This is a genomic window from Devosia sp., assembly GCF_036676215.1.
Taxonomy (GTDB): domain Bacteria; phylum Pseudomonadota; class Alphaproteobacteria; order Rhizobiales; family Devosiaceae; genus Devosia.
Window position 1 is genome coordinate 1 of sequence record NZ_JAKFDJ010000159.1, and the last position, 2,011, is coordinate 2,011.

The following is a 2,011-nucleotide window of genomic DNA, read 5'->3' on the forward strand; positions in this document are numbered from 1 at the left end:
GGCATCGCCGCCATCCGCTCCCTCTGGCCAAAAGATAGGTAGGAGCGCCCCATGGGCGCGAGCTTTCGCTTGTTCGCTTGTCGGCAGGAAAGGGCTCGCGCCCATGGGGCGCTCCTACGTGGAAATTGGCTCCGCGGGAGGCCGCTGCGGACGGGGTGAATTCCTACTTTCCATGCCTGTTATCGCTGATAGCGAATCACTCAAGGCCGGGGACACGATAGTGAATGACTGCGAAGACTCCCTATGGCAACGGACATGCCGCTTTGCGGCGTTCACGTTGCTCGGCTCCACAGCAGATTTATCTCGTCACCGTAGCGACGAAGAATAGAAATCCCCTATTCCGGCATTTCGAAGCAGCCTGCGCCGCAGCCCGCTGCCATCACGATAAAGACTGCTTGAAAGACTCGAAAATGCTGGCCTGGGTATTGATGCCGGATCATGCGCATTGGCTTTTGCAACTTGGCGAGCATGATTCGCTACCCTCCGTGGTGACGCGACTGAAATGCGCCAGCGCCCGCAACGCCAACCGGGTCCTCCAGAAGAGAGGAGCCGTATGGGGTAGGGCCTACCACGAGCATGTATTGCGCGACGAAGAACAACTTCTGGTCGTTGCCCGTTATCTAGTAGCCAACCCACTGCGTGCAGGCCTGGTCACCCGACTGGGCGACTATCCCTTCTGGAACGCAACCTGGCTGTATGAGCGCCCCATGGGCGCGAGCTTTTGAGGTCATCACGCAAATCCATAGGACGTAGGGAAAAGCTCGCGCCCATGGGGCGCTCCTACGGCTGCTTAGCTAATGCGCGATAGCGGGCGTCGAGTTCTTCGACGGCTGCGCGCAGATGCGAGAGGTCGCCATCGTTGACCACGATGTCGTCGGCGATGGCCAGCCTCTGGGGGCGTGCCGCCTGGGCGGCGATCATCTTTTCGGCCAGGGCGTCGTCGATGCCGTCGCGCTGCCGCAGCCGCGTTTTCTGCGTGGCGGGCAGGGCGTCCACCACCAGGATGCGGTCCAGCCACGGATAGGCGTCGCGGCCGCCGCCTTCGGTCAGCAGCGGGATCGCAGCGATCGCGTACGCACTGGCGGCGGCGCGGCATTGCTGCTGCAACTGCGCGCGGATGATCGGGTGCAGGATCACTTCCAGCGCACGCCGTGCCGGTTCGTTGTCGAACACCAACGCGCGCAAACCTGCGCGGTCCAGCCGTCCGTCCGCCGTCAGCACCGATGCGCCGAAATTCGCCACTACCGCATCCAGCGCAGGTTGGCCCGGCTCCACGATCTGGCGCGCGATCAGGTCGGCATCGGCGACGAAGATCCCACGCGCGGCGAATTCCCGCTCCAGCGCGCTTTTGCCCGAGGCGATGCCGCCGGTGAGTCCGATGAAGTAATCGCTCATGTGCCCATTATGGGTAGGGGCGCCCCATGGGCGCGAGCTCTTCCCTACGCTGGATGGTGTGTGTCAAACAAAAAGCTCGCGCCCATGGGGCGCTCCTACGGGCTATTTGAGGCCGGAGAATTTCATGTAGGCGTCGACCATCTGGTTGCCCCAGAAGAACACGATCCAGCCGGCGATGGCCAGATACGGGCCGAAGGGAATGGGAGTGGCCCGGTCGCGACCTTTCATCGCCAGCCACACCGAGCCGATGATGGCCCCCACGACAGACGACAGCAGGATGATGGGAAGGATGCCGCTCAGGCCCACCCAGGCGCCCAGCGCCGCCAGCAGCTTGAAATCGCCATGACCCATGCCTTCCTTGCCGGTCAGTTGCTTGAACAGCCACCACACTGTCCATAGGGAAACGTAACCGGCGATGGCGCCCAGCACCGCCGGCTTGGCCGGCATGTACAGGTTGTCCAGGCTGGCGATCAGCCCCAGCCACATCAGCGGCAGGGTCAGCTGGTCGGGCAGCAGTTGGGTGCGCAGGTCGATGCCGGACAGCGCAATCAGGAAACAGGTCAGGACGATGGCGCCGAAGCCCTGCCAGCCGAAGCCGAAGTGCCAGACCGAGGCC

Annotated in this window: 3 protein-coding genes; 1 reads left to right on the plus strand and 2 read right to left on the minus strand. The window is 63.3% G+C overall.

Going from position 1 to position 2,011, the window contains the following annotated elements; translation table 11 throughout:
• Positions 1–224: 224 nt before the first annotated feature.
• The gene (locus tag V6M52_RS13465) at positions 225–725 is read left to right on the plus strand and encodes an REP-associated tyrosine transposase (protein ID WP_332701387.1); all 501 of its coding nucleotides are present in this window, start codon (positions 225–227) and stop codon (positions 723–725) included.
• A 55-nt stretch (positions 726–780) separates the two neighbouring features.
• On the opposite strand, the gene coaE is transcribed toward V6M52_RS13465, so the two are convergent.
• Entirely contained in the window at positions 781–1,395 is a 615-nt protein-coding gene (gene coaE / locus V6M52_RS13470) for a dephospho-CoA kinase (RefSeq protein ID WP_332701388.1), read from the minus strand.
• Between the two features lie 102 nt (positions 1,396–1,497).
• Positions 1,498–2,011 (minus strand): prepilin peptidase (locus tag V6M52_RS13475; protein WP_332701389.1); only part of this gene is annotated, 514 nt, incomplete at its 5' end.